The organism is Streptomyces silaceus (genome assembly GCF_001419745.1).
GTDB lineage: Bacteria > Actinomycetota > Actinomycetes > Streptomycetales > Streptomycetaceae > Streptomyces > Streptomyces silaceus.
The window spans coordinates 22259-40884 of the sequence record NZ_LIRJ01000040.1; the positions used below are offsets into that span (position 1 = coordinate 22259).

The following is an 18626-nucleotide window of genomic DNA, read 5'->3' on the forward strand; positions in this document are numbered from 1 at the left end:
ACTCCCATGGCTGCCACGACGCTTGACCCCACCACCGCCCTCGTCCTCGTCGACCTGCAGAAGGGCATCACCGCACTGCCCACCGTCCACCCCGCGCAGGAGATCGTCGCGCGGTCCGCCGAACTCGCCGGGGCCTTCCGCGCGCACGGCCTGCCCGTGATCCTGGTGCGGGTGACCGGCGGCGCCCCCGGACGCACCGAGGCACCCGCGCGCGGGGGTCAGCCGCCCGCGGACTGGGCCGAGCTGGTGCCGGAACTCGGCCGCGAGGACAGCGACATCGTGGTCACCAAGCAGCAGTGGGGCGCCTTCTACGGCACCGACCTCGACCTCCAGCTGCGCCGCAGGGGCGTCACGCAGGTCGTGGTCGCCGGCATCGCGACGAGCATCGGGGTGGAGTCGACGGCCCGTGCCGCGCACGAGCACGGCTATCACGTGACCGTGGCCGTCGACGCGGTGACCGACATGGATGCCGACGCGCACCGCAACAGCGTGGAGAAGATCTTCCCGAGGCTGGGCGAGACGGACACGGCGGCGGCGATCGCCGAGCTGCTCGGCTGACTGTCCGGCCTACGGCTGGTAGATGTACGGCGTCGTCGTGCAGAGCGTCGCGAAGCCGAGCCGGTCCAGGATCGGACGGCTGTCGTCCGAGGCGTCGACCTGCAGATAGCGGTAGCCGCGGGCGACGGCGATGCGGGCGCGATACGCGACGAGCGCGCGGTAGATGCCCTTGCCGCGCCATTCGGGGGCGGTGCCGCCGCCCCAGAGGCCGGCGAAGTCGGTGTCCGGACGGAACTCCATCCGGGCGCCGCACACCGGTCGGTCGCCGGCCATGGCGACGACCGCCACGATGGCGTCCGGCGTCTCGGTGAGCTGGGCGAGGACGCGCCCGGCGATCCGCTCGCTCAGCGCGGCGTCGCCCTCGCCGAAGGCGGCCAGATGTGCCTCGGCCATGAGCTTCACGCTCGCCTCGTCCGTGACCGGCAGCAGCCGGATGCCGTCGGGCAGTTCGGGCCTCTGGGGCAGGGCCGCGGCCTCGGCGACCATCACGGTCTCCAGCTCCTCGGCCCGGAATCCGGCCGCGAGGAGACGCTCGGCGAGGTCGGCGGGGCGGTCGTAGGAGTGCAGCTTCCACTCGAACTCCCGCCCGGCTGCGGTGTAGTGCCGCACCTGCTCGGCGATCACGGAGTCCGCGTTCGCCGCGTCGGCGTCGGACCACAGCACGCCGTTCCAGTCGTGCGGGCCCCCGGTCACCCGGACGACGCCACCGGCCCGCTCGACCCGAGTGCCGGGCCCCTCATCGCCCGCATCGCGCCGAATCTGCCGGTCGTACGCGGCGAGCACCGCTTCATGATCCATGGGGTCACTCCAGCAGGCGGGTGGGGGGACGGCAACTGATTTCTCCGGCCGCCGGAGAGCAGGCCTACGCGTGCCAGCGGCAGCGCAGGGCAGCCGTGGCGAAGCCGGGGCCATAGGCGACGGCGATGCCCTGGGCGTCGTGCGCGGGCGGTTCCCCATGCGTGCGTTCGAGGACGCGGAGCACGCTGACACCGCCGAGGTTCCCCTCGTCGGCGAGCGTGTCGGTGGAGTGGCGGACGTCGTGGGCGTCGAGATCGAGGGCCGCCGCGGTGTCACTGATGATGCGGGGGCTGCCGGGGTGGACGACCGCGAAGTCGGCGCTGTACGGGCCGAGCCAGTCGAGGACGGCGGGAAGGACGTCATCGGCCGCGGTGAGCGCCTCCTTGGTGGAGTCGAAGTGGAAACCGTCCTGGGCGATGCGGCCCCGGTACCGGTCGAGGCTGTTCGGCAGCACGTACTCGAGCGAGTCGTCGATCGCGATCCCCGGGCCCAGGGGTGTGCTGGTGACGACCGTCGCGGCGGCCGCGTCCCCGAACAGTGCCTTGTAGATCATCGATTCGATGCTGGTGTCGTTGTGGTTGTAGACACTGGAGATGGTCTCCGCGGCCACCACGAGCACCTTGCTGCCCGGCTGCGCGGTCACGAGGTCGGCGGCGCGGATCAGCGCCTGCACGCCTCCCGCGCAGGCCAGCGTGGTGAGCGCGATGTGCCGGGCGGTGGGGCGCAGACCGAGCCGGTCCATGAGCCGGATGTCGAGATTGGGGACCGCGAAGCCGGTGCAGTGCGCCGTGACGATGGCATCGATGTCACCACCGGTGAGCCCCGCGGCGTCGAGTGCGGCGGTCGCGGCGCGCTCGGCCATGGCGAGCGCGTCGTCGAAGGCCACGGCGGCGCGCTCCTCGATGCCCGCCGTGCCGGCCACCGTGGGAGAGTCGACGGGCCGGGTGAAGTGACGCGTGACGACGCCGCAGTTGCCCACTACGCGCAAGATCGCCCGAAGGCGCGGATGGTCCGCATGATGCGTACGTATGTCGTCGGCTATCTCACCCGTAGTGATCTTGTGGTCACCGAATATGGTCGATGGTCTGGAGACATAGGCTGGCACGGCGTTGCTCCCACGGGCTCGGTCGGATGTGGGGGGTGCGGCACAACGTACTTCACCGCGCTGAACCCGTCGCCCCTGCTGAAGGGGCGTGAGAGACGCATATGGGGAGGGTTGGGGTCAGAACGCCCGCAGCATGGGTGCCCGCACGTGAGCGCGCTGCTCGCCCGGGTGGAAGACGAGGATGATGAGCCGTGCGCCGGGCGCGGTCATGGGCTGCGCCGCGCACATGGTGACCCACCCCGGACCGAACTCGGCGTGCAGGAGCGGGCGCTCGTCGCCGTCGGGGTGGGGGAAGCTGTCACCCGCTCCGTAGAGGGGGGCGGCCTCCGGGTCCGTGAGGATCTCCTTCTCGATCTGCCGCAGGACCTCGTCCTCGGGCCGGGCGGCGAGCGCGGCCCGCAGCTGCGGCAGGACCAGCGGGGCCCAGGCGGTGTGCCAGTTCGTCAGGACCTCACGCCCTTCGAGCAGCATCCACCGCATCGTGTTGGCCGGGACGTTCCTGCCGGGGAAGAGGGCCGCGAAGGGTTCGTTGTAGGCGAGAAGGTCCCAGGAGGCGTCCGACACGTACGCGATGTGCCGGATGCCTTCGACGGCCTCCTGCCACACGCCCGGTATCTCCTTGCCGGAGGTCGGATGGAGCGGGCCCGGGGGGTCCTGCAGGAGTGCGTACCTGCACAGGGACACCCATTCCTGTTCGTTCAGGCCGAAGAGCCGCGCGACGTCGCGGAGCAGGGCGGTCGGTGGATTGGGGTAATTGCCGGACTCGAGACGGTGATATGTCCCGAGGGTGCGATGCAGCAACTGATCGACCTGATGTTGCGACAGGCCCGGAGCGCGGCGGCCCTGCCCCGTGGGGCGGGCGAAGCCGTGTGATTCGGGGGCGATGAGGGCGCGTCGTTCGCGGAGCAGAGCGCGGAGCGCCGTCTTGTTCATGATGGGTAATCCCTCTTGGTGCACGCCGAGTTGGAGCGTGATCAGTCTAAATATTCACATCGGCTTTGGTAATAAACATTGCCCGAAGAAAACGATCAGTCGCTGCGGCATCATGGACTACGCGAGCTCGCCGACCTGCAGGTTTGATCGTCGGAGGGCGCGTACGCACAACAGTGGGGCATCTTGTCCGGGGAGCCAGAGAATGGCTGAAATTCCCCGGCATTGGGTACCCCCCAGGCCCAGGGCCGATGTGGGAAGCGTGTGGGACGGGTTGCTCATATTCCGATCCGTGTGGTCGGAAACGTGGCAGCGCAGGACCCACGACCGTCTTCTCGCGGCGGTTCCATGGGGCCACCGGCTGCGGTCGGTGCCGTCACTCGCCATTACGTAGCGGCCACGGTACCGACCGCGCGTGCGTTTTCCCGGGCGGTTCACGCGGCCGAGATCCGCTCCTCCGCGCGCGCCAGGATCTCCGTCACCCGCAGCCCGAACCGGACGTCGCACGGGTGTGCCGTGCCGGTCCGCGCCGCCTCGGCGAGCGCGTCGATCGCCGCGGGGAACGCCTCGTCCGCCCCTTCCCACGCCGGCAGCACCGCCGTCCCGCTCTCACCGCGCAGCTCCATGGCCAGACCCGCCGCCTTCACCGGAGCCGTCAGACTCAGCGCCGCCGTGCTGGACGCCCCGCCCGCGTGCCGCAGGATCAGATGGACCGTGTCCCCGGGACCCGGCGCCGCCGTCACGTCGGTCACGTCGCCGAGAACGGGCAGCAGCAGCGACAGCGCGTGCGGGCCCACGTCCCACAGCCCGCCCTTGCTCGCCCGCCACGGCGAGGAGAACGCCGCGCCGCCCCCGTCCGGGGCGAAGAACGAGCCGTACCAGTCGACGCGGCCGGTGAACCAGCCGCCCGCCGCGCTCTGTTCGGCCAGCCAGCCCGAGCTGACGTCGGCGAACCGCAGCGTGAAGAAGACCACGGACGCCACCCCGGCGCGCTCGGCCGCCTCGGCGAGTCTCCTCGCCCCCTCGGGCGTCGTGGCCACCGGCTTGTCGAGCAGGAGATGGCAGCCGGCCGCCGCGGCGCGCTCGGCGAGCGGTGCCTGGACGTCCGGCGGGACCGCGAAGGCCATGGCGTCGCTCGCGGCGAACAGTTCGTCCACGTCCGCGTACGCGGTCGTCTTGTGCGTATCGGCGAGCGCGGCGGCGGCCTCGGGGCGGCGGCCCCATATGCCGCTGAGTTCGACGCCCGGATGGCCGGCCAGGGCGGGGGCGTACGTGGCGGAGGCCCAGGGGCCGGTGCCCACCAGGCCGATTCGGAGTGGATTCATGGGCGGCAGTATGACCGAAGCCGCCCGGGGTGGAACTGTCGCGGAAGGAGGTCCTTGCCTGCGAGGGCGTCGAGAGCCGGCGGGAAGGCCGCCCGGGGGCGCGGCATGGGCGCGGTACGGGTACGGAAGGGGGCGGCGAGGTGCGTGATGCCCAGGGTGCGTTGATGTGGGCGGATTTGAGGCAGGAATGGGCATGTTCGCCGGGCACATGCCGAATTCCTGGCGGTGAATGCCCATTCACCCCTATGGTGAATTGCCATTCACCTCAGGTGGGCGGGGGGAGACTTTGTGGGGGACGTCCCGATATCCGGTGATGCGCGGGCATCCGACAGCGCACCGGGCGCGCAGGGTGTGCCGGGCGCGAAAGGTGTGCAGGGCACACAGAGCGTGCAGGACACACCGGGCACGCGCGACGCAGGAGGGGCGCGAGGCGCAGGAGGAACTCAGGGCACGCCAGGCCCCGAGGGGCCACGAGGCCTCCGCGCTCGGCTCACCGTTCCCGTCCTCGCCTTCGGCGGCATCCTCATGGCCGTCACGCAGACGGTCGTCGTGCCGCTCCTCCCCGATCTGCCCCGGCTGACCGACAGTTCGCCGGGTGCCGTCTCCTGGCTGGTGACCGCCACCCTGCTGTCCGGCGCGGTCCTCACGCCCGTCCTCGGCCGGGCGGGCGACATGTACGGCAAGCGCCGCGTCCTGCTCGCCGCCCTCGGTCTGATGGCCGCGGGATCGGTGCTCTGCGCGTTGACCTCCGACATCCGGCTGCTGATCGCGGCGCGCGCCCTGCAGGGCGCCTCGGCCGCGGTCGTACCGCTCTCCATCAGCATCCTGCGCGACGAACTCCCGCCGCACCGCACGGCCTCGGCGGTCGCCCTGATGAGCTCCACGGTCGGGATCGGCGCCGCGCTCGGGCTGCCGCTGGCCGCGCTGATCGTGCAGTACGCGGACTGGCACGCCATGTTCTGGGCGACCGCCGGGCTGAGCGCCTTCGGTCTGCTGCTCGCCGCGTGGGCCGTGCGGGAGTCGCCGGTGCGCTCGCCGGGGCGGTTCGACACCTGGGGCGCGCTGGGGCTGGCGGCCGGTCTGGTGTGCCTGCTGCTCGCGGTGTCCCAGGGCGGCCAGTGGGGATGGCTGAGCGGGCCCGTCCTCGGTCTCTGCGCGGGGGCCGTCGTCATCCTGTCCCTGTGGTGGCGCATGCAACTGCGGGCGAAGCAGCCGCTGGTGGACCTGCGTCTGGCGTCCGGACGGCGCGTGGCGCTGCCGCACGTGACCGCGCTGCTCGCCGGTTTCGCCTTCTACGCCAACTCACTGGTGACCGCCCAGCTGGTACAGGCGCCCGCCGAGACCGGGTACGGCCTGGAGCTGTCGATCGTGGCGACCGGACTGTGCCTGCTGCCCAACGGCGTCATCATGCTGCTCCTCTCCCCGGTGTCGGCCCGCGTCTCGACGGCGCGTGGCCCCCGGGTGACGCTGGCGCTCGGCGCCGCGTTCATGGCGCTCGGATACGTCGTACGGATCATCGACAGCAGTGAGTTGTGGGTGATCATGGTGGGCGCCGCGGTCGTGTCGACCGGGACCACCTTCGCGTACTCGGCGCTGCCCACGCTGATCCTGCGGGCGGTGCCGGTCGCGCAGACCGCGTCCGCGAACGGGGTGAACGTCCTGATGCGGACGATCGGGCAGAGCGTGTCCAGCGCGGCGGTCGCCGCCGTGCTCGTGCACCACACCTCGGCCGTGCAGGGCGCGCAGGTGCCGACCCTGGGCGGCTACCAGCTCGCCTTCGCGCTGGCGGGCGCCGTCGCGCTCGTCGCGTGCGCCGCCGCGTTGGCCATACCCTCGGACACGGCGCCGGACGGCGACCGGCCGACCGCCGTCGGGCGTGGGGGACCCGCCCAGGAGACGGCTCTGGAGGGGCGGTGACCATGGGCGCGAAGAAGGCGACCACGGCGCGGACACCGTCGGCGGGGGGCCCGGCGCCTCCACCGTGCGTCGGCCGCAGGGACGCCGAGGCGACCAAGGCGGCCATCGTCCGTGCCGCCCGGCATCTGCTCGCGCGGCACGCGCACGGCGACATCACGCTCAAGGCGGTGGCCGAACGGGCCGGTGTCAGCGCGCCGTTGATCCTCAAGTACTTCGGGAACAAGGACGCGCTGTTCTCCCGGATCATGTCGTTCGAGGCCGACGCCTGGGGTTTCCTCGACGCTCCCGTCACGGACCTCGGCCGCCACATGGTCCACCACGTGCTGGCCGGCCAGGCCGAGCAGGGCGCCGACCCGATCCTGCGCATCGTCTTCGCGCCGCTCCACGGCGAGCAGGGCGACATCCTGCGGGCCAACTTCCGCGCACAGGTCGTCCAGCGGCTGAGCGACCGGCTGGCGGGCCCGGACGCGGGCCTGCGGGCCGAGCTGGCCGTCGGCATGCTGATCGGCCTCGGCGCGATGTACGGCATCGCGCGGGGCCCGCACGTGCGCGCCGCGCGGCTCGCCGACATCACCGACCGGTACGCGCCCGCGGTGCAGGCTCTGCTGACTCCGGGGTGACCGGCGACCCCGGCGGATCCCCGGCCGCCTGCCCCCGTGGCGCGGTCCGGCGGCGATCGTGGACAAGTCTTTGCCCATGGCCGGAATGTTTCCTTCCGTGACGGGTGCCGCACCCTCTCTGGCGCGGCGAGCGGGCGTGAGGCCCCCGCGCGACCCTCTCTGGCCTTGGTAAAACGCGGCCGGAACCCACGGGGTCTGCGAGACGCTCGCGTTTCGATGACGTTGACCGTACGCAATCGCAGGCGCACGCTCACCTATGTAGGTGCTAGCTACATCTATGTAGATGCTAAATACATCTACTGTGACGAGCGGGAGGAAAGCGCATGTGCGGCATCACCGGCTGGGTCTCCTTCGACCGTGATCTGACGGTCGAGTCCACCACTCTGGACGCCATGACGGAGACGATGTCCTGCCGCGGCCCCGACGACCGGGGCACCTGGACCGGCGGGCCCGCGGGGCTCGGACACCGCCGCCTCGCGATCATCGACCTGCCCGGCGGGCGCCAGCCCATGACGGCCGAGACCCCGGCCGGCACCGTCGCCCTCGTCTACTCGGGGGAGACCTACAACTTCACCGAGCTGCGCCGTGAACTGGCGGGCCGCGGGCACCGGTTCACCACCGAGTCCGACACCGAGGTCGTGCTGCGCGGCTATCTGGAATGGGGCGAGGCGCTCGCCGAGCGGCTCAACGGCATGTACGCCTTCGCGATCTGGGACGCCCGCCACGACCGGCTCGTCATGATCCGCGACCGCATGGGCATCAAGCCGTTCTACTACTACGAGACCCCCGACGGCGTCCTGTTCGGCTCCGAGCCCAAGGCGATCCTCGCCAACCCGCTGGCCCGCGCCCGCGTCACCCTGGACGGGCTGCGGGAGGTGTTCGCCACGGTCAAGACGCCCGGTCACGCCGTGTGGGACGGCATGCGCGAGGTCGAGCCCGGCACCGTCGTGACCGTCGACCGCTCGGGGCTGCGCCGCCACGTCTACTGGTCCCTGGAGACCCGGCCGCACACCGACGACCGCGACACGTCCATCGCGCGGGTCCGCGAGCTGCTCGACGACATCGTGCGCCGGCAGCTCGTCTCGGACGTGCCGCGCTGCACCCTGCTCTCCGGCGGCCTGGACTCCTCGGCGATGACGGCGCTCGCCGCGCGGCAGCTGGCGGAGGCGGGCGAGACGGTCCGCAGCTTCGCCGTCGACTTCGTCGGGCAGACCGACAACTTCGTCGCCGACGAACTGCGCGGCACGCCCGACACCCCCTTCGTGCACGACGTCGCGAAGACGGCGGGCACCGACCACCGCGACATCGTCCTGGACTCGCACGCCCTGGCCGACCCGGAGGTGCGCGCGAAGATGATCCGCGCGCGGGACATCCCCATGGGCTTCGGCGACATGGACGCCTCCCTATACCTGCTCTTCCGGGCCATCCGCGAGCACTCCACGGTCGCGCTGTCCGGGGAGTCCGCCGACGAGGTCTTCGGCGGCTATCTGCAGTTCTTCGACGAGGGTGCGCGCCGCGCCGACACCTTCCCCTGGCTGGTGCGGTTCGCCGACCACTTCGGGGACGACTCCGGCGTCCTGCGCCCGGACCTGAACACCGCGCTCGATCTGCCCGCGTACATCAAGGACGGCTACGCGACCGCCGTCGCCGGGATCCGGCGCCTGGACGGCGAGAGCGACTTCGAGTACCGGATGCGGAAGATCTGCCATCTGCACCTGACCCGGTTCGTGCGCCTCCTGCTCGACCGCAAGGACCGCGCCAGCATGGCCGTGGGCCTTGAGGTGCGCGTGCCGTTCTGCGACCACCGGCTCGTCGAGTACGCGTACAACGCGCCCTGGTCGGTGAAATCCTTCGACGGCAGGGAGAAGAGCCTGCTGCGCGAGGCGACGGCCGATGTGCTGCCGCAGTCGGTGTACGACCGGGTGAAGAGCCCGTATCCCTCCACGCAGGACCCGAAGTACGCGATCGCGCTCCAGGGGCACGTGAAGGACCTGCTCGCCCGGCCCGGCCATCCGGTCTTCGACCTCGTGGACCGGGAGCGGGCCGCGCGGGCGGCGGAGCGGGGTGCTCCGCAGATCACCCAGGCCTCCCGCCGCAGCCTGGAGCGGACCCTCGACCTGGCGCTCTGGCTGGACCTCTACAAGCCGGAGATCGTCCTGTCCTGACCCTCGTCCCGCCGGGCCCCCGCGCCGTCACGGTCCGCGCTGCTCCTTCGGCTCGGCCGAGGCGGCGAGGGTGTCGAGGAACCGCTGGAGCGCGGGCGTCCCGTCCGCGTCGAGGCTCCGCTGGACCGGCGGCACGGTCGCCCCGCGCCGGGTGTCGGCGGCCTGGCAGGGGCCCGCGTCGTCCTCGTCACGGACGGTCGCCGCGCGCCGTACGAATTCTGCTACCGGCACCCCGAGACGATCCGCGTGCCGCAGGATCTCGGCGTACTCCTCGGGCGTGAACAAGACCTGCACAGGCTTGGCACCGTCCATGGACCGCATGATGCACGTCGGGCGTGTGTGACGCGCTGCGGTTGGCATATTCGCGCTCGAAGGCGTGAAAACAGGAGAAGACCACAGCGCGAACGGAAAGTGACCCCGACCGGACGGGGGAATCTCGGTCGGGGTCACATCATGTTCAACGATAAACCATAAGGTGGTGTTCCCAGGTGAGGGGCCCGCGCGTGTGAGCTGGGTCATGGGGCCCGCGGTCACGGGCCCCGCCGTCCCGGTGCGTCACCGCGGTGGGCGGGGGCCGCCCGGCCGTGACCGGCTAGCGCAGGATCATGATCGTCGAAGCCGTGACGCCCACGATCACGATGAAGGCGCGCATGGCCGTCGGCGGCAGCCTGCGACCGAAGCGGGCGCCGATCAGCCCGCCGGCCGTCGAGCCGAGCGCGATCAGTCCGGCCGCCGTCCAGTCGATCTCGGCGACCGCGATGAAGATGACGGCCGCGACGCCGTTCACGATCGAGGCCAGAACGTTCTTCGCGGCGTTCAGGCGCTGCAGGTCGTCCTGGAGGAACGTACCGAACAGGGCCATGAGCAGCACCCCTTGGGCCGCCCCGAAGTAGCCGCCGTAGACGCCGGTGGCGAGGACGCCGCACCACATCGGCACGCCGCCGTCGCTCCTGCCGTTCTCCGATCGGCCCTTGAGCCTGCGGCTCAGCCAGGGCTGGAGCAGCACCAGGACGCACGCCGTCAGGATCAGGGCGGGCACCACCGCCTGGAAGGCGTCGGCGGGCAGCTTCAGCAGGAGCAGCGCGCCGACCAGCCCGCCGATGAGCGAGGCCGTGCCGAACCGCACCAGCCGTCTGAACTGCCCCTTCATCTCCCTGCGGTAGCCGTACGCGGCGCTGAGCGTGCCCGGCACCAGGCCGAGGTTGTTCGACACGTTGGCCAGCACCGGCGGGAAACCGAAGGCCAGCAGGGTGGGGAAGGTGATGAGGGTGCCGGACCCGACCACCGCGTTGAGCCCGCCGGCCGCGACACCGGCGGCTCCGACGGCCACCATCTCGAGCGCTTCCACACGTCACCTTTCCCGTGGAGTCGGACGGCCCGCGCGCCGGGTCCCGACTGCTGGTCCCCGGGTCGACGCCCGTCGCAGGGTCACCGCCCGGGCCTGCAACGATCTTTGTGCACCGTCAAAACCCAAGTCAATCCTCGGGTTTCCTTGCAGGGCCCCAAGGATTAACTTCATCCTTCGTGACCCTCGACGACCTCCGCACCTTCATCGCCGTGTGCCGGGCCGGCAGCCTCAGCGCCGTGGCCCGCGAGCTGTCCTGTACGCAGTCGGCCGTGAGCCAGCACGTCAAACGCCTGGAGCGGGAACTGGGTGTGAGCCTGCTGGAGCGCCACGCCAGGGGAGTGGTGCCCACCTCGGCCGGGCGGATCCTGCAGGCCGCGGCCTCCGACGGGATCGGCGGCATCGACCTCGCCGTGCGCCGGCTGCGGGAGCAGGTGCGCGGCGACGGCGGGGCGGTGCGGATCACCACGGGCGCCACCTCCGTACGGCACTTCATGGCCGAGGGGGTCGTCGACTTCCGGGACCGCTATCCGCGGGTCAGCCTGGAGTTCCAGACCGTGAGCTCCAGCCGCAGCTGCTTCGACGCGCTCGCCGCCGACGACCTCGACCTGGCGTGGATCACGCTCGGGGAGCCCGTGCGCGGCATCGAGCTGCGGCCCGTCGTCGAACTGCCCTGGGTCCTCGCCGTGCGCGCCGACGATCCGCTGGCCGGCCGGCCGCGCGTCGATCCCGCCGAGCTGGCCGCGGGACAGCTCATCACGCCGCCGGGGAACTCCACCTCGCGCGGCCAGCTCGACGCGCACCTCGGTGAACTGGGGGTCTCGCTGCCGACCGTCACCAGCGTCGCCGACTGGGACACCGCCGTCCTGCTCGCCGAGCTCGGGCTCGGCCAGGCCGTCGTGCCCGCCCTGCCCGGCTGGCGCGACCAGGGCCCCGAGGGGGTCTGCCTCGTCCCCGTCCCCGCGCTGCCACCGCTGTCGGTCGGGTGGGCGGTGCGCCGCTGGGACGCGCTGAGCCCGCTGGCCCGCGCCTTCGCCGACACCGTCGCCGAGCACTGCGCGCCGCTCGGTCCGGCCCCCGCCCGGGTTCCGACTCAGGACGGCAGCCTGGCCGCGCGCGTACGGAGGTAGTGGGCCTCCGGGCCGCTGAGCGTTCCCTGCGCCGCCAACTGGTAGGCGGTACGGGCCCCTTCGGTGTCGCCCGCCCGCTCAAGGAGGTGGGCCCGCACGGCATCGAGGCGGTAGTGCCCCTTCAACTGATCCTCCAGCGAGGCGAGTTCGTCGAGGCCTGCCCGCGGGCCGTGCACCATCGCGTGCGCCACGACCCGCCCCAGCTCGGCCATGGGCTCGGGCGTACGGTGCACGAGATGGCCGTACAGGGCGAGGATCTGCGGCCAGTCGGTGTCCTCGGAGCGCGGCGCCTCGTCGTGCAGCGCCGCGATCGCCGCCTGCAACTGATAGGCGCCGGGCGGCCCTTGGGACAGCGCCTCCTCGACGAGGGCCGTGCCCTCGGTGATCGCCCGCCGGTCCCAGCGGGTGCGGTCCTGCTCGTCCAGCGGGACGAGCTCGCCGTGCGGACCGGTCCGGGCGGCGGCGCGCGCCTCGGTGAGCAGCATCAGCGCCAACAGGCCCGTCACCGCGCCCTCCTGGGGCAGCAGGCGGCGCACCGAACGCGTCAGACGGATCGCCTCGCCCGCGAGATCGGCGCGGTGCAGGGCCTCGCCGGACGTCGCCGTGTACCCCTCGTTGAAGATCAGGTAGAGCACCTGGAGCACGACGGCTAGCCGTGCGTCGCGGTCCTCGGGGCCCGGCTGCCGGAACGGCACCCCTTTGATCCGCCCCTTCGCCCGGCTGATCCGCTGCGCCATCGTGGCCTCGGGCACCAGATGCGCGCGGGCGATCTCGGCGGTGGTCAGGCCGCCCACCGCACGCAGGGTGAGGGCGACCTGCGCGGCCGGGGTCAGCTCCGGCCGGCAGCACAGGAAGAGGAGCGTGAGCGTGTCGTCCTCCGACGGCGCGCGGCCCTCGCCCGGCGGGGGAGCGGTGAACGCGTCGCGCGGCGTGAGGGCCGCCGCGTCCTCCTCGCGCCGCTTCCGGGCCTCGTCCGCACGCAGCTGGTCCATGAGCCGGCGTGAGGCGACCTTGATCAGCCAGCCCCGCGGATTGTCCGGCACCCGCTGTCCCGGCCACTGCCGTGCCGCCGCGAGCAGGGCCTCCTGCACGGCGTCCTCGGCGGAGGCGAAGTGGCCGTACCGGCGCACGAGCGCGCCGAGGACCTGCGGCGCATCGCGGCGCAGCAGGTCCTCGACCTCGCTCCTGCGTCTCAGCACTCGCCTCCCGCGCCGTCCTGGACGGGGCGGATCACGACGGGCGGCTCGACGAGCCCCTCGGGCCCGGGGCACTCCGTGATGCGCCGGGCGATCTCCGTGGCCCGCTCCAGGCCGGCGCAGTCCACCAGCCAGTACCCGGCGAGCACCTCCTTCGTCTCGCCGTAGGGGCCGTCCGTGACGACCGGTCGGCCGTCCTTGTCCCTGCTGACGAAGCGGGCCTGCGCCGGCTCGGTCAGGCCCTGCGCGTCGACCAGCTCACCGGACTCGGCGAGGTCGTTGCTGATCTCGCCCATGAAGGCGAACATCGCCTGCAGTTCCTTCTCGCTCCAGGCCGGGCTGTTCCCGGACGGCTTGCCCGCCATCGCCTCGTAGTCGGCCTGCGAACCCTGGACCATGATCAGATACTTCATGACGTCGCTCCTCGGCTGCGCCGTCACCCCTCGTGGGCGACTCTCACAGGGGACGTCGGAGCGGGCGGCGCGTTCTCGACAGTCGCGGTGACATCTCTTCCGAAGAATTTTATCGACGGACGGGCCCGGTTTCCCGGCGAACGCCGGCGCCCGCGGACGGGCGCCGCGCTTGTCGCCGCACACGACGCTCCCACCCGCGCTACCGCGCACGCGTCGCGTCCCCCACCGGTTCCGCGTCCGCGTCCGGCGGCTCCGCACCGCCCTTCCCGTTCCGCTTCTCGTCACCGTGCCCCGGCCACCAGGCCGCGTGCCCGATGAGTGCCGTCAGCGAGGGCGTGAAGATCATCGCCATGACGAAGGCGGCGATGGCGATGCCGAAGGAGAGCGAGAAGCCCATCTGGGAGAGCGTCGAGTTGCCCGCGAGCATCAGCGTCGCGAACGTACCCGCGAGGATCACGCCCGCCGAACCGATCGTCGGCCCGGAGTGGCGCACCGCCGTGCCCGCCGCGTCGTGCGGGTCGCGGCCCTCGCGGGCCTCCTCGCGCAGCCGCGACACCATGAGGATGTTGTAGTCCGTGCCGAGCGCGACCACGAACAAGTACATGATCACGGGCAGCATGAACATCAGGCCGGGCTGGCTGCCGATCTGCTGGAAGATCAGCGAGGTCGCGCCGAGCGTCGCGCCGAAGCCGAGGGCGACGGACAGCATCAGGTACCAGGGCGCCACCAGGCTGCGCAGCAGCAGCCCGAGGATCACCATGATGGCCAGGGCCGCCACGGGGAAGACCACCGAATAGTCGCGGTCCACCGCCTTGTTGATGTCGACGTACACCGCGGTGGTGCCGCCGACGAGCGCCTGCGTGCCGGCCGGGGCGTCCTCGTGCGCGGCGGGGCGCAGCCGGTCCTTGACGGTCGCGAGCGCCTTCTCGGAGGCCGGCGGGTCCGCGAGGATCACGGAGTACGAGGCCGTGGTGCGGTCCGGGCTCAGGCGCGGTGGTGCCACCTGGCCCACCCCCTGGACGCCGGCGAGCCGGCCCCGGAAGGCCGCCGCGTCGGCGTCCGTCACGGGTTTGTCGGTCGTCGAGGTGAGATAGACGGACGTCGGATCGGTGGTGCCCGCGGGGAAGCCCTTCTGGAGGTTGTCCATGGCGACCATGGACTCCTTGTCCTTGGGCAGCGAGGACCCGGCCAGGTCGAAGTTGGCCTTGTAGCCGAGCGCGCCGAGGGCGAGGGCGCCCATGAAGAGACCGGAGACCACCGTCCACACGGCGGGCTTGCGGGCGATGGACGCGCCGAGCCGGGCGTAGCCGGTGCCGTGCGGCTCGCGCTGCCAGGACTTCGAGGGCCAGAACACCTTCGTACCGAGGAGCGACACCACCGCGGGGACGAGGGTGAGGCCGGCGAGCAGGGTCACGAACACCGCGATGGCCAGCGCCGGGCCCATCGACCGCAGCATGCCGAGCGAGGAGAGCGTGAGCGCGGCGAACGCGACGATGACGGCGCCCGCCGCCGAGGTGATGGCCTCGCCGACCCGCTCGATGGCGTGCACCATGGCGCTCTTGGAGTCCTCGCCCGCGCGCAGCGCCTCCCGGTAGCGGAAGAGCAGGAACAGGATGTAGTCCGTGCCGACGCCGAACAGGACGACGGTGAGCAGCTCCTGGATCGAGGAGTCCGCCTTCATGTCGAAGGCCTTGTTCGCGGAGGCGATCAGACCGGTCGCCATGGGCGAGATCAGGCCGATCAGAACCACTGGCAGCAGCGCGATGATGGGGCTGCGGAAGATCACGAGCAGCAGCACGATGATGATCACGATCGTGCCGACCCCGACGAGGATGCCCGCCCGCTCGGAGGCGTCGCTCTCGTCGAGCGCCTGCGCCGCGGAGCCGGTGATGCCCGCCGACAGGTCCGTGCCCTTCAGTTCGGGACCGAGGTCGTCGCGCAGCTGCTTGACGGCGTCCTGCTGCGCGGTGTCCTCGGGGTTGGTGATCTTCGGCATCGCGACGACCGACGTCTGCACCAGCTTGTTGGGCGAGACCTCGCCCGGCACGACGGCCTGCACCTCGGGGATCTTCTGCGCCTGGAGGTCCTTGGAGATCCGGGCCACGTCCGCGGAGTCCGCGGCGGTCAGCTTCTCGCCGTCGGAGCGCTGGAAGACGATGATGGCGCCGATGTTCTGCTGCTTGGGGAACTCCTTCTCCTGCACGTCGGCGGCGCGAATGGACTCGTAGTGGTCGGGAAGGAAACTCGCCTCGTCGCTGCTGGAGGTGAGCTTCGGCGACAGCGAGATCACCGCGCCGGCCACCACCACCCACGCCAGGATGATCCACCAGGGGCGGCGGACCACGAATCGGCCAAGGCCAGAGAACATCGGCTACTGCCTCTCCTCGCCCCCGAGGCATCAGAGTCGTGTTCCGCCCAGGATCGGCCGGACCGGGCGGCCCCGCCACTTGAACCGATCTGTTCCGGTCAATCGTGTCGTGGCGGGGCGTCCGGGGGTTCCGTCAGAAGTTGATCATGTGTCCGGCCAGGCCGTGCACCGCTTCCTTGACGGCCTCGCCCAGCGTCGGGTGCGCGTGGACGTTGCGCGCCACCTCGTGGACGGTGAGGTCCCACTGCTGGGCCAGGGTGAGCTCGGGAAGCAGCTCGGTGACGTCCGGGCCGATCAGGTGCGCGCCGATGATCTCGCCGTACTTCGCGTCGCTGATGATCTTCACGAAGCCGACGGTGTCGCCGAGGCCGTGCGCCTTGCCGTTGGCCTGGAAGGGGAACTTCGCGACCTTGACCTCGAATCCCTTCTCCTTGGCCTGCGCCTCCGTCCAGCCGAAGCTCGCGATCTGCGGCTGCGAGTAGGTGGCGCGCGGGATCATCGGGTAGTCGAGTTCCATCGTCTCGGCGTCCGCGAGGGTCTCCGCGGCGACGACGCCCATGGACTCGGCGGTGTGCGCCAGCATCAGCTTGGCGGTGACGTCGCCGATGGCGTAGATGTTCGGGACGTTCGTGCGGCAGCGGCCGTCGACGTCGATCGCGCCGCGCTCGGTGAGCCGCACACCGGTGGCCTCCAGGCCGTAGCCGGTGACGTTCGGCGCGAAACCGATGGCCTGGAGGACCTTGTCCGTCTCCAGGACCTGCTGCTTGCCGTCCTTGCCCGTGACGGTGACCTTGACCTGCTCGCCCGACTCGTCGATGGACTCCACGCGCGTCGAGGTCAGCACGTCGATGCCGAGCTTGCGGTACTGCTTGGCGAGCTCCTTGGAGACGTCCGCGTCCTCCAGCGGCGCGATGCGGTCGAGGAACTCGACGATCGTCACCTTCACGCCGTAGTTGTGCAGGACGTACGCGAACTCGATGCCGATCGCGCCGGCACCGGCGATCACGATGGAGCCCGGCAGCGAGTCGGCGAGGATCTGCTCCTCGTACGTCACGACGCGCTCGCTGCGGCTCGTGCCGGGCAGCAGCCGGGGCGTGGCGCCGGTGGCGATGATGCAGTTGTCGAAGCCGATCGTGGCGGTCGTGCCGTCGGACTTGGCGACCTGCAGCGTGTTCGCGTCCAGGAAGGTGCCCCGGCCGTCGAACTCGGTGATGCCGTTCTTCTTCATCAGGAAGTGGACGCCCTTGACGCGGCCGTCCGCGACGGTGCGGCTGCGGTTGTACGCCTCGCCGTAGTCGAAGGACACCTGGCCGTCGACCTTGATGCCGTACGTCTTCTGCTCGTGCGTGAAGAGGTGGGCGAGCTCGGCGTTGCGCAGCAGCGCCTTCGTCGGGATACAGCCGACGTTGAGGCAGACACCGCCCCAGTACTTCTCCTCGACGACCGCGACCCGCTTGCCCAGCTGGGCGGCGCGGATGGCGGCCACGTAGCCGCCGGGTCCTGCTCCGAGTACGACGACGTCGAAGCGGTCTTCCATGGGGAGGTCCTCTCTGGGTGGTACGGATCCGTCCGTGCGGATGGCTCTCTGCCACGATCATGCGCCATGCGGGGGCCCGGACGGCGAGCGGGTGGGCCACGCCACAGTCGCAGGGGCGCGCCGCGCACGGGAAGGGGCCCGGCGTGCCCCTCAACCGCCCTTCCGTCAGGGTCTGTTGGAGATCCCGTGATCGGTTCACCCGAACGTGGATCACCGGATAGTGTCACGGTCAGGAACACGTTCCGTGAACTCCGTGGGAGAGGTGGAGAGCGCACTGTGGTGAGCGACAACCGGCCCGGGGCGGCGTCCCTTCCGTCCGTTCCCTACGACATCCCGACGTCGGCGCGCGCCTACGGCTGGATGCTCGGCGGCAAGGACAACTACGAGGTGGACCGGGACTTCCTGCTCTCCACGCTGCCGTCGTTCCCGGAGTGCGTCGACATCGCCCGGCAGAACCGGGAGTTCCTCTTCCGTGTGGTGCGCCATCTGACCCGTGAGGAGGGCATCCGCCAGTTCATCGACATGGGCTGCGGACTGCCCACGGACGACAACGTCCACCAGGTCGCCCAGCGCTTCGCCTCCGACGCCCGCGTCGTGTACGTCGACATCGACCCGATCGTCCTGGCACACGGCCGCGCCCTGCTCGCCGACGACTCCTCCACGACGGTCATCACCGGCGACATGCGTGACCAGGAGGCGGTCCTCGCCCACCCCGACGTCGTGCGCCTCATCGACTTCGGCCAACCGGTCGCCGTGCTCTTCCTGTCCGTGGGCCACCACCTCACCGACGCCGACGGACCCGCCCGGATCCTGCGGACCGTCATCGACCGCGCGGCCCCCGGCAGCTTCCTCGGTTTCTCGCAGGTCGTCGCCGACGACCCGGGGCGGGGCGCCGCGATGACCGCGCACATCTCCGCAGGCGGCGTCCCGTGGCAGACCCGTACCCCCGCCGAGGTCGACGCGCTCCTCACCGGCCTCGATCCGCTCGCGCCCGGCCTGGTGAACCTCGTCGACTGGCGCCCGGACGCCGATCAACCGCCGCTCGCGCCGGTCGCCCCCGACCTGCTGCCGTACCTCGGCGCCACGCGGTCCAACAAGGGGATCTACGAGTACGGGGGAGTGCTCCGCACACCGCGCCGGAACGGCTGAACCGACGGGGGTCCCCGAGGCGGCTGTTGACCCGGAGGGACCCGCGCCCCACAATATCGACCATGATCCA

General features: G+C 71.3%; 16 protein-coding genes. 6 read left to right on the forward strand and 10 right to left on the reverse strand.

Annotated features, from left to right (window positions below):
• Positions 1-6 precede the first annotated feature (6 nt).
• On the forward strand, positions 7-558 hold the full coding sequence (locus AOK22_RS04640; protein ID WP_055697258.1) for an isochorismatase family protein: 552 nt from the start codon (positions 7-9) through the stop codon (positions 556-558).
• A 9-nt stretch (positions 559-567) separates the two neighbouring features.
• On the opposite strand, the gene AOK22_RS04645 is transcribed toward AOK22_RS04640, so the two are convergent.
• The 4 genes from AOK22_RS04645 to AOK22_RS04660 form a co-directional block, all read right to left on the reverse strand.
• On the reverse strand, positions 568-1356 hold the full coding sequence (locus AOK22_RS04645) for a GNAT family N-acetyltransferase (protein WP_055697259.1): 789 nt from the start codon (positions 1354-1356) through the stop codon (positions 568-570).
• 64 nt (positions 1357-1420) lie between these two features.
• Positions 1421-2461, reverse strand: coding sequence for a beta-ketoacyl-[acyl-carrier-protein] synthase family protein (locus tag AOK22_RS04650; protein WP_055697260.1), 1041 nt, complete (start codon positions 2459-2461; stop codon positions 1421-1423).
• A 117-nt stretch (positions 2462-2578) separates the two neighbouring features.
• Positions 2579-3394 carry an MmyB family transcriptional regulator gene (locus AOK22_RS04655; protein WP_079036338.1) on the reverse strand — a complete coding sequence of 272 codons (816 nt, stop codon included), beginning with the start codon at positions 3392-3394 and terminating at the stop codon, positions 2579-2581.
• 431 nt (positions 3395-3825) lie between these two features.
• Positions 3826-4716: a Gfo/Idh/MocA family protein gene (locus AOK22_RS04660; RefSeq protein WP_055697261.1), complete on the reverse strand. Its 891-nt coding sequence runs from the start codon at positions 4714-4716 to the stop codon at positions 3826-3828.
• A 387-nt stretch (positions 4717-5103) separates the two neighbouring features.
• Between AOK22_RS04660 and AOK22_RS04665 the strand changes: the two genes are divergently transcribed.
• The 3 genes from AOK22_RS04665 to asnB all read left to right on the forward strand — a co-directional run bounded on the left by AOK22_RS04665 (position 5104) and on the right by asnB (position 9418).
• Complete coding sequence (locus AOK22_RS04665) at positions 5104-6633, forward strand: MFS transporter (RefSeq protein WP_425263998.1); 1530 nt, start codon at positions 5104-5106, stop codon at positions 6631-6633.
• Positions 6634-6635: 2 nt separating this feature from the next.
• Positions 6636-7253 carry a TetR/AcrR family transcriptional regulator gene (locus tag AOK22_RS04670; protein WP_055697263.1) on the forward strand — a complete coding sequence of 206 codons (618 nt, stop codon included), beginning with the start codon at positions 6636-6638 and terminating at the stop codon, positions 7251-7253.
• A gap of 323 nt (positions 7254-7576) precedes the next feature.
• The gene (asnB, locus tag AOK22_RS04675) at positions 7577-9418 is read left to right on the forward strand and encodes an asparagine synthase (glutamine-hydrolyzing) (protein WP_055697264.1); all 1842 of its coding nucleotides are present in this window, start codon (positions 7577-7579) and stop codon (positions 9416-9418) included.
• Positions 9419-9445: 27 nt separating this feature from the next.
• Here asnB and AOK22_RS04680 read toward each other — a convergent pair whose 3' ends face one another.
• Both AOK22_RS04680 and AOK22_RS04685 read right to left on the reverse strand, forming a co-directional pair.
• A complete protein-coding gene (locus tag AOK22_RS04680) occupies positions 9446-9730 on the reverse strand; it encodes a plasmid mobilization protein (protein WP_141753742.1) in 285 nt (94 codons plus the stop codon).
• A 280-nt stretch (positions 9731-10010) separates the two neighbouring features.
• On the reverse strand, positions 10011-10766 hold the full coding sequence (locus AOK22_RS04685) for a sulfite exporter TauE/SafE family protein (RefSeq protein WP_055697266.1): 756 nt from the start codon (positions 10764-10766) through the stop codon (positions 10011-10013).
• A gap of 176 nt (positions 10767-10942) precedes the next feature.
• On the opposite strand from AOK22_RS04685, the gene AOK22_RS04690 reads away from it, so the two are divergent.
• The gene (locus AOK22_RS04690; RefSeq protein ID WP_055697267.1) at positions 10943-11893 is read left to right on the forward strand and encodes a LysR family transcriptional regulator; all 951 of its coding nucleotides are present in this window, start codon (positions 10943-10945) and stop codon (positions 11891-11893) included.
• On the opposite strand, the gene AOK22_RS04695 is transcribed toward AOK22_RS04690, so the two are convergent.
• The 4 genes from AOK22_RS04695 to lpdA all read right to left on the reverse strand — a co-directional run bounded on the left by AOK22_RS04695 (position 11857) and on the right by lpdA (position 17407).
• The gene (locus tag AOK22_RS04695) at positions 11857-13092 is read right to left on the reverse strand and encodes an RNA polymerase sigma factor (protein ID WP_425263999.1); all 1236 of its coding nucleotides are present in this window, start codon (positions 13090-13092) and stop codon (positions 11857-11859) included. The genes AOK22_RS04690 and AOK22_RS04695 overlap by 37 nt on opposite strands.
• Complete coding sequence (locus AOK22_RS04700; protein WP_055697268.1) at positions 13086-13502, reverse strand: YciI family protein; 417 nt, start codon at positions 13500-13502, stop codon at positions 13086-13088. The genes AOK22_RS04695 and AOK22_RS04700 overlap by 7 nt, the downstream gene beginning before the upstream one ends.
• A gap of 199 nt (positions 13503-13701) precedes the next feature.
• Complete coding sequence (locus AOK22_RS04705) at positions 13702-15870, reverse strand: MMPL family transporter (RefSeq protein WP_055697269.1); 2169 nt, start codon at positions 15868-15870, stop codon at positions 13702-13704.
• 133 nt (positions 15871-16003) lie between these two features.
• On the reverse strand, positions 16004-17407 hold the full coding sequence (gene lpdA, locus AOK22_RS04710) for a dihydrolipoyl dehydrogenase (RefSeq protein WP_055697270.1): 1404 nt from the start codon (positions 17405-17407) through the stop codon (positions 16004-16006).
• A gap of 279 nt (positions 17408-17686) precedes the next feature.
• Here lpdA and AOK22_RS04715 point away from each other — a divergent pair, with 279 nt between their 5' ends.
• A complete protein-coding gene (locus AOK22_RS04715; RefSeq protein WP_055697271.1) occupies positions 17687-18556 on the forward strand; it encodes an SAM-dependent methyltransferase in 870 nt (289 codons plus the stop codon).
• Positions 18557-18626: the final 70 nt, after the last annotated feature.